A 15,007-nucleotide genomic window follows, 5' to 3' on the forward strand; every position below is an offset into this window, starting at 1 on the left:
TTGTTATGAAACAATTTATCCTAATTTGCTTTGCTATTTTACTGGTGCAACATGTAGAAGGTCAGAAAAAAAGTATAGACACGCTAGCTTATAAATCATGGAAACATTTAGCAAATAAAGGTATGTCACACAATGGTAATTGGCTGTTTTATAGCATAGCATATCAAGATGAAAGAGAAACTAATGCTAATACAATAACAATTGAAAACGTTAAAATCAACCAACAAATTATTTTAAATAATGTAAATGATTTAGAGTTTGTTGGTACTAAAAACTGGTTGAAATACACTCAAAACGATAGCGTTTTTTTACATGATTTAGCTTCAAATAAAAAACGTTATTGGTCGGTTACCGATTATACTAGAGCAATAAAGAATAGTGATTTTTTATTTTATAATCATTTCGGTCCCTTTGTAAATGGAGGCGCTTTACAAAAATTGGTGTATTATAATCTTGAAAAAAATGACAGCCTTGTTATAAATAATGTAAAAAGATTTAAAGCCTATAATAACGATCACGATATCATTTTTGTTCAAGAAGAAGCAGGAAAAGTATCTTTAAAACAAGGTGGTATTGGAGGTCCTTATAAAACTTTTTATACCTGTAATGCGAACGATTTTGGCGATTTCGAACTAAACTCAAATAAAACAGAAGGTACATTTACATTAAAATCTGAAAATTCAGAAACTACTAACTTGTTGTATTATTTCAATTTAAAATCTGGAATAACTAAGCAAATTTTAGATTTTGATACCATTACATGTGAAGATACATCGGTTGAATTTTTAAGAAAAGCATATCTTTTAAATGCCAATACAAATACCATTAGCCTTGAATTAAAACCACATTTTGACAGAAATAGAGGTAGAAACCAAGCTAAAACAGATGTTGATATTTGGAAATGGAATGAAGGCACTAAGGCGCGCCGTTTCGAAAAATTACGAGGTCAGAAAATCAAAAAGAAACCATCACGTTATATCTATAATATAGCAGAAAAGACATGCGTTAAAATATCTTCAGGTAATTATGACCAAGTCATAGCTCCCAATACCGAAAATTACACAAGTGTTTTTGAAACTAATAAAGAAAAATATGAGGTTGCATTAGATTGGGAATTTAGCGAACGGTTTGATTTGTATCTAGTAAATCTTAAAAATAATTCTAGAACTTTATTGATGGAAGGTGTTTTAAATCCTCCATATTGGAATTCTAACGGTGCTTATGCTGTATTATTTAATAGTAAGAAGAAAGTTTGGATGGCATTAAACCCAAACGATGAAAAGCCTGTATTTAAAGACATAGGTAACGATATCAAATACCCACTTTGGAATACAGAAAGCGATATGGGATTAGAATCTACTTCTTACGATATTGCAGGTTGGTTAGATAACGGACAAACAGTTGTTGTTTATGGTAAATATGATTTGTGGGCAATAGATCTTACTGGGCGTAAAAAATCGTATTCAATTACTAGAGAATATGGTAGAAAACACCATTTACAATTTCGCTTTAATAAATCATCATTTATGGGTGATTTGTCTTTAGAAAAGCCATTACTTTTAAAAAGTTTTAATATAAAAACGAAATCTTCAGGCATCTATACATTGCAAAATAACACTGTTGAAAAACTCGTAGAATATGATGATAGTGATATAAAAATTTTAGAAGCCTCAGGAAATGATAATGCTTATTTATTTAGTAGAGAAAGCTATTCTCGTTTTCCAGATATTTGGTGGGCTGATAAAAGTTTCAAAAATCAGAAGCAAATTACAAATATAAATCCTCAGCAAAATAAATACGCTTGGGGAACTTCTAAATTAGTATCATGGAAAACCTATAAAGGCGAGAAAAACGAAGGTGTACTTTATTTACCAGAAGGTTATGATGAAAATAAAACCTATCCTATGCTTGTACATTTTTATGAAAAGCATACTCAAGAATTACATCACTATCATACACCTGAATTTAGTACCTCAAGTATCAATATTCCTACCTATGTAAGTCAAGGTTATATTGTTTTTCAACCAGATGTACATTATACATTAAACGAACCAGGAATGAGTGCATATAATGCAGCTGTTAGTGGTGTTGAATATTTAATAAAAAAAGGTATTGCAACTAAAGGTAAAATAGGTATTCAAGGGCATAGTTTTGGTGGTTATCAAACCTCTTTTTTACTAACCCAAACCAATGTTTTTAACTGTGCTATTGTAGGTTCTGGTGTTAGTAATTTTACCTCTAGTTATTTAAGTTATAGAGGCAATGGTTTGTCTAACATGTTTAAATACGAAGCCGATCAATACCGAATGAAAGCATCGTTATTTGATGCGCCAGATACTTACATAAAAAACTCACCTGTTTTTTCTGCTAAAAATATTCAAACGCCAACATTAATATTTCATAACGATCATGATTTTTCGGTGCCTTTTCAAGAAGGGATGTCGCTGTTTTTTGCATTAAGACGCTTGAGTAAACCAAGTTGGCTTATTAACTATAAAGATGAACGACACACCTTAAATGCCTATAAAAACAGAATTGATTGGACAGAGAAAATGCAATCCTTTTTTGATTTTTATTTAAAAGATGAAAAACAACCAGATTGGATGTAATTAACCAAAATTAAGCTTCTAGCTGTAAACTTTATTTAAGTTTTCTTATTTGAATTAGTCACTCTAAATAATAGAAGTTAAAAGAAGGCAGTCTTTAAAAAGTCTGCCTTTTATATTAAAAAAAAAGAGCTGTTTCCTATGTGATAACCAGTTAAAACCAGTTTTTAATAATATCTTTTTCAATAACGATATTACTATTATGAATAAATTCATTTTTTACAGCATCGTGTGTGTAATCTTTTTGCCATTCGCGGTAGTTTTTTCCAACTTCTTCAATAGATTTACAGATAAATCGAACCTCGGCATTTGTCATGGTTGGGTGAATAGACATACGAATCCATCCTGGACGCTCAATTAAACAACCTTCTAAAATTTTCTTTTCTATTGATTTAGATGTTGGCTGATCCACATTTAATAAATAATGTCCATAAGTTCCAGCACAAGAACAACCTCCTCTTGTTTGTACTCCAAATCTATCATTAAGCAATTTTACAATTAAGTTATAATGTACATCTTCTATATAGAAAGAAATTACACCTAATCTATCAGTGTTTTCTGGAGCAAGTATTTTTAAGTTTTCAATTTTAGTTAGGCTATCAAAAATGATAGTAATGAGTTCATGCTCGCGTTTAAGTATGTTTTCAATACCCATCTTATCTTTTAACTTAATGGACATTGCTATTTTAATAGCTTGTAAAAAACCAGGTGTGCCACCATCTTCGCGTGTTTCTATATCGTCAATATAATCATGATCACCCCATGGATTGGTGTAACTTACAGTGCCACCACCTGGGTTATCTGGTACTAAGTTTTTATATAATTTTTTATTAAAAATTAAAACGCCAGATGTTCCAGGACCTCCTAGAAATTTATGTGGAGAAAATGTAACAGCATCTAAATACTCGTCTTCATCTTCTGGATGCATATCAATTTTAACATACGGAGCAGAACATGCAAAATCAACAAAGCATAAACCATTATTTTGATGCATCATTTTTGCAACTTCATAATAATTTGTTCGTATTCCGGTTACGTTTGAGCACCCTGTAATGGCTGCTATTTTAATTGGAACTTCACTATGCTTTTTTAATAAATAAGCTAAACTTACTGTACATGGTAAACCTTCACTATTAGAAGGAATTACTTCTACGCGTGCTATGGTTTCTAACCAAGAAGTTTGGTTAGAGTGATGTTCCATATGAGACACAAAAATAATAGGTCTCTTTTCTTCAGGAACTTGGGTGTAATCTTTTAAATTTTCATTTAATTTAATACCTAAAATACGCTGAAACTTATTTATAGCTCCCGTCATTCCTGTTCCTACAGTAATTAATACATCATCTTTTGAAGCGTTTACATGCGTTTTTATAATGGCTCTAGCATCATGATAAGCATGCGTCATAACACTACCAGTTATAGATGTTTCGGTATGAGTATTGGCAACATAAGGACCTATCTCATTTATAAGCTTTTCTTCTATAGGTCTGTATAAGCGTCCGCTTGCTGTCCAATCGGCATAAATAATTTTCTTCTTTCCGTAAGGTGAATCAAATTCAGTATTAATACCTACTATATTTTGTCTAAAAGGCGCAAAATATGTTTCTAGGTTTGAAGGTGTTTCTTTTGCTGTATTATTTCCTTTGAAGAAACTACTTAGCTTACCCATATTAAATTATTCAAAATTTGTTACACCTTCTTTCAACCAGTTATGATATTCATTTACATCTGGTGTGTATCCCACAGGAGTATTTAAAATTTGTTTTCCATCTGGGCTTAACAAAACATAATAAGGCTGAGAATTCGTTTGAAAAAATTGCGTTTGAAAATGCGCCCATTTATGTCCATAGTTTTTAAGTTCTCTTGTGCCTCCATTTATTCTACTTACTTTAATTTGCTCTTCTTTTGGAAGTTCTTTTTTATCATCAACATACAGAGAGATTAAAACATATTCATTTCTTAAGTAGTTATCAATTTTATCTACAGACCATACGTGTTCTTCCATTTTTCTGCAATTAACACAAGCCAATCCTGTAAAATCGATCATAATTGGTTTGTTTACTTTTTTAGCATATGCTAATCCTTCTTTTAAATTTTTAAAACAATTTAAATTATTAGGACAGTCATTAGGGTATATAAAACTATAACCAACAGGTGGTGCTAATCCACTTAAAAGTGTTAAAGAAGAAAAGGTATTAGTTTCTTTATTAATTCTGAATCCAGATGCCAAGTAAATTGTAAATGCTGCAACTAATATCCCTCCAGCTATTCTTAAAAAAGATAATTTTTTTATTGGTGAATCATGAGGGAATTTTATTTTACCTAATAGGTATAATGCTAAACCAGCAAATACAATAATCCAAATAATTAAAAAAGGCTCAATTTTTAAAATCCCCCAATGCGCTACTAAATCGGCATTTGATAAAAATTTAAAAGCCAATGCTAACTCTAGAAAACCTAAAACAACTTTTGTAGTATTAAGCCATCCACCCGATTTAGGCAATGCATTCATCATATTTGGAAACATTGCAAATAACGCAAAAGGGAGCCCCAATGCCACACCAAATCCAGCCATACCTGCAGTAAGTTGCCATGCGCCACCATCGGCTGTTAAAGAGCCTGCTAATAAAGAGCCTAAAATAGGGCCCGTACATGAAAATGATACGAGGGCTAATGTTAAGGCCATAAAAAATACACCTACTATACCTCCAATATTTTCGCCTTGTGTTGTTTTATTTGTCCATTTAGATGGTAGCGTTAATTCATAATATCCAAAAAATGAAAAAGCAAAAAAGATGAAAATGACAAAAAAGATAATATTTAACCAAATATTAGTTGAAATTTCATTTAAAATATCAGGGTTTACAGAGTCTAATAGGTGAAATGGCACACTTAATAGTATATAAACGGCAAAAATAAAGAACCCATAAAGCAATGCTTTTGAAATTCCTGCTCCTTTTGTTTGGCCACTCTTTTTTGTAAAGAAACTAACCGTTAAAGGAATCATTGGAAATACACAAGGGGTTAATAATGCTAATAAACCGCCTAAAAATCCTAAGCCAAAAATCTTTATAAGAGTTGAACTTACAGAACTATTACTTGTTTGTTTTTCTGACGCTTTATCTGTTGCAATGCTTATTCTTTTTAAATCATCAGAAGACATTCCATAGAGTAACGCATTTGTAAAATTGTCATCTACTTTTAAATCATTTAAGTTTTCTGAATTTATTAACGCTCCATTTGTTTTATTAGAGGCGATTTTAAATACTAAATCTATTTCTGTTGGAGGAGAACACCTTTTATCATCACAAGCCATAAACTCCACAGACCCTCTTACTTCGCTTATGGCTTTAATAAGGCTTACTTTTTGTTTAAAAATAGCTTTGTTTTCAAAGTATTTAATTTTCATTTCAAAAACTGGGTCATCCACTGTATGTCCTTCTTCTTCGGAAGTATTGCCTATTATTTTTATACTACCATTTGCATCATCAAACATAAATGTTGTTGCAATTGGGCCTCCTTCTGGTACAGTTTGTGAATATAAATGAGAACCTGACTCAATAGTTGCTATAGAAATTAATTCATATTCTGTGTCTGATAGTTTTTCTACAGATGTTGACCATTTTACAGGATCATACATTTGTGCATTACCAAAAAATGATATTGTAATTAGCGCTATTAAAATGATTTTTTTCATATTAATTATGATTTATACTACTGTATACTAAAAACTAAATCGGCTTCTGTAGGGGGTAAACATCTGCTGTCATCACAAACCATGAATTCTACAGTAGCATTTACCTTAAAAGCTTCTTTTGTTTTAAGTTTTATACGTTGTTTAAATAATGCTTTAGTTTCAAAAAACTTAATTTTCATTCCAAAAACTGGGTCATCAATTGTGTGCCCCTCTTCTTCAGAGGTATTACCCTTTTTTAAATAATTACCGTTACCAGTAAAAGAAAAAGTTGTTGCAATTGGTCCGCCTTCTGGAACCGTTTGAGAATATAAATGCCAATGCGTTTCTATGGTTGCAATTGCAATTAATTCGTATTCAGTTTCTGATATTTTTTTGGTTGATGTAGACCATTTTACAGGCTCTAATATTTGAGCCTGTAAAATGGTTGCTGCTATAAGAGCAAATACTAAAATTATTTTTTTCATATTTAATTATTGTTTTGGCTTAAAGATAACTTCATAAGATTTTGCCCCATCAAGTATTTGTTCTGCCATGTGTTGAATATCCTTTTTACTCATTTTAGTAACAATATCTTCAAAGTTTTTAGGATTGTTCATATTGTAATCAAATCTAAAGAAATTTGTTAACAATGACATGTCATAACTATTTTTATCTTTAGATTGTTCTCTATCTTTTAAAAAGTTTGTTCTTGTTTTGTTTAAATCGTCTTCATTAATATTACCACTAGCTATTTTTTCTATTTCAGCGTTTACAATATTAACTAATTTATCGGCTAAATCTGGGTTGCAATCAAAACGAAATGATATATACCCTTGTGATTTTGGCTCTCTACTAAGTCTTGCAAATGCACTTGGGCTATAAGCACCACCTTCAGATTCTCTTACGGTTTCTGTAGTGCGTAATTGTAAAATATCTCCAAATGCACTAGTGTAAATAGAATTCTTTAAAGAAAAAGGCATCTCTTTTTTGTAAACAACATTTACAGAAGCTTTTGGATCTTCCATAGCTAGATAAATATCTTTATCAATTTTATTTGAAATCCATTTAGCGCCATTGTCTTTATAAGTCTCTTTTATGTTTTTAGTTGGTAAAGAAGCAATATATTTTTCTAAAAGCGGTTTTAATTGTGTTTCTTTTACATCACCTACTATAAAGAATTCAAAGTCTGAAGCATCAGCAAAACGATCTTTATAGATAGCTTCTATTTTATCAAAAGAGATTTTAGAGGCATAGGCTTCATTAAAAATTGGTTTTTTAAGATTATTTTTTCCATAGATAGATGTTGTTAAACTATCTCGCATTTTCTCACCAATATCTGCGCCTCTTCTAACGATATAATTTTTAATATTACTTTCTAAAACTTTAAAAGCATCTTTGTCAAAACGTGGTTTTACAAAACGTAAGTATACCATTTGTAACATAGTTTCCACATCTCTAGTATTAGAACCTCCAGATACATTTTCTGTAATACCGCTTAAACTTACTTTTGCTCCTGCTGTTTTACCTGCTAAAACTTTTTGTAAATCGACTGCGGTAAAATCTCCTAACCCAGACATCGCCACTAAGTTACCTAATAATGAAGCAGATGGTAAATCGTTATCACTTAAAAGCGATGTGCCACCATAACTAATAGCATTTAGGCTTACATTGTCTTTTTCTTTATCAACAAACTTATAGTGTACTTTTATACCGTTACTAAGCGTATAAGTTATTGCACCTAAATCTTTGTTTTCTTCTGTGTTTGCAATCGTTCCTGCTTTTATATTTAAATCTGATACTAGCGTTTTTCCGGCTAAATCTTCTGAATAAGGTTTTATTGAAGCATCATTTTTCACGTTTACAATAACTTGTTTTGCTTGTGCTTCTGTTAAATTGTTTTGACCTTCAACACCTGTAACATTTAAATAACGGTTGTCTTCCGTAAATAGTCTTTTTATAGTTTGATGAATATCATCTTCTGTAATCGTTTTTAGTAACTCTTTTACAATAGCATATTCTTTTTCAACATCTACAATGGTTTTGTTTTGTAAATAATTACTTTGAATAACGCTTTCAATAGCACCATGACTCATATCGTCTTTTTGCGCGATTTGATTTTCATAAGAACTTTTAAAATTAGCTGTCATTCTATTTATTTCAGATGGGATGTAACCAAATTTAACAGCACGTTCAACTTCTGTTAAAACAGATTTGAATGCTGCTTGTTGTTGGTTTTCTTTTGGGGAGATTGAAATACTAAAATCATTAGATGTTCTCGCCCAACCACCTCTGTAGCTTACACCAGCTCTTAAAAATGTAGCATCTGGTTTTTGTGAAAGTTCTGAAATTCTAGCCGATAGCATGCCAACAGCCATAGATTCTAATAGCGAACGTTTTAAATCGGCTACCGTTTCTGATTTTAAAGATTTTTTATGGTGAATACCAAAATTAATTGAAGCAGTAGAAATTTCAGGATCTGTACCTAAAAGGTATAGCATGCCTTTGTATTCTGGTATACTTACTGTAAAACGCTCTTTAGGGTTTTTAACTGCAGGTATTTTAGAGAATTTTTCTATAATTTTTTGTTCAATTTCATCAACATTAACATCACCTATTACCGCTATAGCTTGTAAATCTGTTCTGTACCAGTCATGATAAAAATCGCGAAGCGCTTTGTATTCGAATCCTTTTACAACAGACATTAAACCAATAGGCATTCTATCGGCATATTTGGCATTGTTAAACATAATAGGTAACGATGTTTCTAATAAACGCATTTGTCCATTTTGACGTGTACGCCATTCTTCTTTTATAACACCACGTTCTGAATCTATTTCTTCATCGGTTAATAATAAATAGTTAGACCAATCATTTAAAATGGTTAAACAGGTATCTACTAAACCATCTTTTGTTGGAATGTTATTTAAATTATAAACAGTTTCGTCAAAAGAAGTATAAGCATTAATATCTTTACCAAAAACTGCACCATGTTTTTGTAGTGTATTTAAAAGTCCCTTTCCAGGAAAGTTTTTAGTACCATTAAAAGCCATATGCTCTAAGAAATGCGCTAAACCTCTTTGCTCTTCGTTTTCTAAAATACTACCTACATTTTGAATAATATAATATGTCGCTGCATCTTTAACAACATCTGTACTTTTTATATAATACGTCATGCCATTAGGTAACACTCCTTTTTTTATAGTGTTATCGACTGGTAGTGGATCGTTTAAATTAATGGATTGAGCAAAAGTTTTTGCGCTAAAGGCAATAAAAAAAGTTAGACTAAAAATTAAAATGCGTTTCATATATTATATTTTAAATGTATTATTGGGTATTAATAAATAATAAAAAGGGCTGCTTTTACAGCCCTGGTCTTTTTAATAATTAAGTGACTAATTCAACTATTTTAAAAAAATTTAGTAAAACATATTATTCTTAATAATGTGAAATTCACATAAAATACGCTCTTCTTATAAGTAAGACGAAAAAAAGAGCTGTCTCCCTTATTAAAATTATGTTAAATTTTATATAGCTAAGAATGTAGATGATTAAGAGAGAAGTTTAGTAATACTTTTAAATGAATAATAGTGGATTCTTTTTATATTGTATATCGAAATTTGATGAAGTGGAAAATAAATAATAGTTATAAATACTGTTAAGGAAAAACAAAATGTTAATATTTATTTCTCATACCTACTTGGACTAACTCCTATACGTTGCGAAAAAGTAGCGGTAAAATGTTGTAAAGAAGAGAAACCACAAGTAAAAGCAATATCAGACATATTCATTGATTTGTTGTTCTTAATTAAATCAATAGCTTTTTCAATTTTTAAATTGATGATAAAACTATTAGGTGGATATCCTGTAAGCTTTTTTACTTCGTAAGTAAATTTAGTTTTACCCATTCCAAACATATAAGCTAAATCATCAATAATCCATTTTTTACTTAAATCGTTAGTAACTATTTGAGTAAGCTTTTCGATGAAATTATCTTCTTCATAATTTTTTTGTTCTCTAAGTGATAAGTGTCTGTGTAAATCAATAAATAAATTTTCAATAATATTGCCAACCATTATTTCAAAACCTTCTTCTTGACTAGATAATTCTTTTTCTAACTCTATAAAGTATTTTTTAAATGTTTTTGCTTTTTCAATTACTAAATTGTTTTTGTTAGCAATCATATCACCTATGTTTTCTTGCAATCTGGCTGGTAATTTAGTCCAATTGCCTAAGTTAAGGGGGGTGTTTAAAGTGTATTGTTTCGGTTTGATTACCATCCAATTTATTTGACCAATATCCATTTTTCCTGTTGGACTACCATTTAACTGCCATGGTGCTGTTATTGATAAATTACCAGGTAAGAGTTCTATTTCATTTTCATCAACTACCCATTTGTATTTACCACTATTTACAAAATGTATTTCAATCCCATCGTTTAAATGAGGACGCATAGTTTCGTCCATTCTAACTTTAGAAAATTTCATACTACCAAATTGTACGATATAGGGAAGGCTTCCTAGTGGCCCCATGTTATCTTTGTGCCACCAAACACCCTGATTGCCTGTCTTAGTTTTAGTAATAGGTATATTAGTTTCGTCTAAATTTTCCATAGCAAATTATTGAAAATCAAAGTTCTGTATTAATTTATAATTATTAGATGTTATTTATAATATTTTTTAGGGTTTTATAAAATTGACCATCGTTTAAAAATAACATTATTTTATTATAAAAACATTAATATTAGCTATAAATTAATAATGTAAGATAATCTGTTTAATAGCAGAAAAAGGCACTAAACCTTTTTATTTAGATTTTCTATAGTTTTAATTTTTTATTAAGTTGAATAAATAAAATATTAAATGTTAAAGATTTCTATTCTAGGTCTAGGAGAAGGTCGTAGTACTATGTCTGCAGTTTTGCAAAGTTCTAAATTAGAGTTGGTAAAAATTTGTGATACAAACGAAGCACTCTGTAAACAAAGAGTTAAAGAATTTGACTTTCCATTTTATACAACAAATTATGACGATTTGTTAAAAGATGAGTCTATTGATATTATAGCCATATATACACCAGATCATTTACATGCAGAACATGTTAAACAAGCTTTAATTCATGGTAAACATGTGGTTTGCACTAAACCATTTATAGATGATTTATCACAAGCAAAAGAATTATTGAAATTAAGTAAACAATCTCGTAAAAAGGTTTTTATTGGTCAGAGTTCAAGGTTTTCTGAGCCAATGAAAAGACAGCGAAAAGATTTTGAAGAAGGGCTAATTGGTGATTTAATTACTGTTGAGGCGCATTATCATGCTGATAATCGTTGGTTTTTAGCAAAAGAATGGTCTTTATTGCAATCTTTTAAATGGTTGTATGGAGGTCTTAGTCATCCAGTAGATTTTGTAAGATGGTATTTGCCCGATATAGAGGAGGTAATGGGATATGGTATGATAAGTAGTAATGGTGAGCTTGCAGGTTTGAAAAATGAAGATGTTATGCATTTTATTTTTAAAGCTACTGATGGAAGAATTGCTAGAATTAGTGGCGTATATTCTTCACCTGCTCAACCTACAAAAAGAGATAGTCCTTTAAGTTGTATATTAAGGGGTACACATGGATCAAATCAAGCCGATTATCATGAGTTGCGTTATTCCGTTAAATCTAAAGATGGAGAGGAGAAAATTATTCATTGGGGAGATGATAAGCTTAAATATTATTATCGTTTTGAAGGTCAAACACACCATGCTGGAGAATATCAAAATTATTTAGAATATTTTGTTGATAGTATAGAGCAAGGTTTTACGGCCTGCCCAAATATGGAAGAGGGTATAGGAACAGTAGCTTTGTTGCAAGCTATGGATAGGGCTTTAGAAACAGGGAAGCCTATTAAAATAGCAGATATTAGGTTGGAGTTCGGTATCTAGTTTGTTTAGTAAAATTTTATTTTACAAGACGACAGATTTATAATAAAATATTTAATAAATACTTTTTTTGCTTCTATTGAAATTTGGTTTATAAAATTGACCATCGTTTAAAAATAACATTATTTTATTGTTTTAATGTTAATATTAGCAGCACTTTGCTGTTAAATCAGATTTATATTGTCTTTATTTTTAGAAATAGATAATTAAAGAGCTTATTTTTATATTGTTAGAAAACGCGATTTCGTTTTTTAAGTAAAAAAATAAAGAGAAATCAGTTTAAAGTTAAATAAATTATGATACTAAAATACTCTAAATATATAACGTTACTATTAGTTTTATTTATTGCCTTTTCATGTCATGCTACCGAAATATGGGTAAGTAATTCAGGAAAAGACACTAATGTAGGAACTAAAGAAAGTCCACTTGCAACCTTAAATATGGCTTTAAGAAAAGCAAGAAATATGAGGCGTCTAAATGATCCTTCAATAAAAGATGGTATTCGTATTATTTTAATGGACGCTACTTATTTTCTTGATGAGCCTGTCTTTATTAGGTCTGAAGATTCAGGGACCGAGTCAAGTCCAACAATTATTGAAGCACAAAATGGCGCTAAACCTATTTTGAGTGGTGGATTAGAAGTAACTGGATGGCAAAAATCTAAAGTTTCAATAAACGGATTAAAACCAGGAGTTGTTTGGGTTGCCAATGCACCAAAAAAAGCTGGTGATTTAATTAATTATAGACAGTTATGGGTAAATGATAAAAAGGCTGTAAGAGCTAAAAGCACGCCTGGAAATAAAATGGAACGCATTTTATCTTGGGATAAAGCAACTGAAACCTGTTGGATTCCTTATAAAGACAAGTCAATTAAGTTTGAACCTGGTGTTGAAATGTTCATTATTCAATGGTGGGCCATTGCAAATCTTCGTGTTAAAGATATAGAAGTGCATCAAGATAGTGCTAGAGTGTCTTTTGAACAACCAGAAAGTAGAATTCAAAGTGAGCATCCTTGGCCAGCTCCGTGGATTTCAAAAAATAATGGTAATTCTGCCTTTTATTTAAACAATGGTATATCCATGTTAAATGAACCTGGAGAATGGTATTTAGATAAAAACAATGCAAAAATTTATTATTATCCTAGAGCTGGAGAAACTATTGATGACGTAAAGGTAACTGTGCCAGTTTTAGAAAATCTAGTCGAGATTAAAGGAACTCTTGATTTTCCTGTTCATCATATAACTTTTAAAGGTATTTCTTTTCAGTATAGTAATTGGTTAAGACCTTCAAAACAAGGACATGTACCATTACAAGCAGGTATGTATTTGTTAGATGCTTATAAATTAAAAACTCCAGGAACTCCAGATAAAGCCAGTTTAGAAAACCAAGCTTGGGTTGGTAGACCAAGAGCAAGTGTAGAAGTTAATTATGCTAATAATATTCAATTTGAAGGTTGTGCTTTTGAACATTTATCTTCTACAGGGTTAGATTTAAATAAAGGCACTAATCATAATGCTATAAAAGGTAATTTATTTAAAGATATTGGAGGAAGTGCTATTAATGTTGGTGTGTTTTCTGAAGAAGGTTTTGAAGCGCATTTACCTTATAATCCTAAAGATGAACGCGTAGTATGTTCAGATGAAATTATTACCGATAATTTAATTACTAATGTGACTAACGAAGATTGGGGAACTATAGGAATTGCTGCAGGATTCGTTAAAAATATTACTATTGCTCATAATGAAATATCTGATGTGTCATATTCAGGCATCAGTTTAGGTTGGGGCTGGACACCAACTTTAAGTGTTATGCGTAATAATAAAATTATAGCCAATAAAATTCATCATTATGCAAAACATTTACATGATGTAGCAGGTGTTTATACATTGTCTTCTCAACCAGATAGCAGAATAGAAGAGAATTATATTGATAAAGTATATCACAGTCCGTATGCGCACGATCCATTTTTATGGCTGTATTTATATACTGATGAAGGCTCGTCTTATTTTACCATAAAGAATAACTGGATTCCAACAGAAAAAAACTTAAGAAATAACAATGGGCCTGCGGGTAATATTTGGAAAGATAATAATGCTTATGTAAGCGAAAGCATTAAAGAAAATGCAGGAATAAGAGCGCCTTATAAAAGTTTATTAGAGAGCGAAGTTGTTATTGATAAAACGTGGGGTATGCAAAAATTACCAGACCCTGTAGCTATTGAATTAGTAGGTTCGGATTTTGATATTTCTACAATTAAATCAAAATTAAAAGGGTTTAGGATTGTTGACCAACAATTATATCAATGGAAAAATCATTTGGTTATTTATGGAAAAATGAATCAACCAGAACGCGTAAAAAGAAAGTTGTCTTTGAAATTCCCATCTCTTAAAATTAAAATTTATGAACATCCGGTTTACGATTTTAAAAAGATTGAAAGATGTGAAGATTCAAAACCAGAATCAGAATGGGAACATATTGTATTAACAGCCAATTTAGTTGAAGAAGAAAAGCTTCAACAAGAGTATTTAGATTACCATAAAACGCAATTTGAAGAATGGCCAGAAGTAGCACAAGGATTTTGTAATGCCGATTTTCAGCAATTGCAAGTATTTAAAAATGGCAGACAGTTAATGCTAGTAATAAGTATTCCAAAAGGTGAAAGCTTGGATGAATTAAATCCTAAAACAACCGAAGGTAATCCGCGTGTAAACGAGTGGAATGCTTTAATGAGTAAATATCAAACAGGAATTGAAGGAACAAAATCTAACGAAACCTGGGTGTTTTTTGACAAACTAGACTAAATG

General features: G+C 30.7%; 8 protein-coding genes. 3 read left to right on the plus strand and 5 right to left on the minus strand.

Annotated elements, in window-relative coordinates:
- The first annotated feature begins 5 nt into the window (after nucleotides 1-5).
- On the plus strand, nucleotides 6-2,609 hold the full coding sequence (locus ACH5TW_RS14225; protein ID WP_439337169.1) for an alpha/beta hydrolase family protein: 2,604 nt from the start codon (nucleotides 6-8) through the stop codon (nucleotides 2,607-2,609).
- 151 nt (nucleotides 2,610-2,760) lie between these two features.
- On the opposite strand, the gene ACH5TW_RS14230 is transcribed toward ACH5TW_RS14225, so the two are convergent.
- From ACH5TW_RS14230 to ACH5TW_RS14250, 5 genes are all read right to left on the minus strand, one after another.
- Nucleotides 2,761-4,275, minus strand: a complete 1,515-nt coding sequence (locus tag ACH5TW_RS14230) for an aminotransferase class V-fold PLP-dependent enzyme (RefSeq protein WP_439337170.1) — start codon at nucleotides 4,273-4,275, stop codon at nucleotides 2,761-2,763.
- 6 nt (nucleotides 4,276-4,281) lie between these two features.
- Nucleotides 4,282-6,303: a protein-disulfide reductase DsbD family protein gene (locus ACH5TW_RS14235; RefSeq protein ID WP_439337171.1), complete on the minus strand. Its 2,022-nt coding sequence runs from the start codon at nucleotides 6,301-6,303 to the stop codon at nucleotides 4,282-4,284.
- Nucleotides 6,304-6,320: 17 nt separating this feature from the next.
- Entirely contained in the window at nucleotides 6,321-6,767 is a 447-nt protein-coding gene (locus tag ACH5TW_RS14240; RefSeq protein WP_439337172.1) for a protein-disulfide reductase DsbD domain-containing protein, read from the minus strand.
- A 6-nt stretch (nucleotides 6,768-6,773) separates the two neighbouring features.
- Nucleotides 6,774-9,587 (minus strand): M16 family metallopeptidase, encoded by a 2,814-nt coding sequence (locus ACH5TW_RS14245; protein WP_439337173.1) that lies wholly within the window; start codon nucleotides 9,585-9,587, stop codon nucleotides 6,774-6,776.
- A 375-nt stretch (nucleotides 9,588-9,962) separates the two neighbouring features.
- Nucleotides 9,963-10,892 (minus strand): helix-turn-helix domain-containing protein, encoded by a 930-nt coding sequence (locus ACH5TW_RS14250; RefSeq protein WP_439337174.1) that lies wholly within the window; start codon nucleotides 10,890-10,892, stop codon nucleotides 9,963-9,965.
- A gap of 249 nt (nucleotides 10,893-11,141) precedes the next feature.
- On the opposite strand from ACH5TW_RS14250, the gene ACH5TW_RS14255 reads away from it, so the two are divergent.
- Both ACH5TW_RS14255 and ACH5TW_RS14260 read left to right on the plus strand, forming a co-directional pair.
- Nucleotides 11,142-12,206: a Gfo/Idh/MocA family protein gene (locus tag ACH5TW_RS14255; protein ID WP_439337175.1), complete on the plus strand. Its 1,065-nt coding sequence runs from the start codon at nucleotides 11,142-11,144 to the stop codon at nucleotides 12,204-12,206.
- Nucleotides 12,207-12,499: 293 nt separating this feature from the next.
- Complete coding sequence (locus ACH5TW_RS14260) at nucleotides 12,500-15,004, plus strand: L-rhamnose mutarotase (RefSeq protein WP_439337176.1); 2,505 nt, start codon at nucleotides 12,500-12,502, stop codon at nucleotides 15,002-15,004.
- Nucleotides 15,005-15,007: the final 3 nt, after the last annotated feature.

It is taken from the genome of Thalassobellus sediminis, assembly GCF_044386045.1.
GTDB classification, from domain to species: domain Bacteria; phylum Bacteroidota; class Bacteroidia; order Flavobacteriales; family Flavobacteriaceae; genus Thalassobellus; species Thalassobellus sediminis.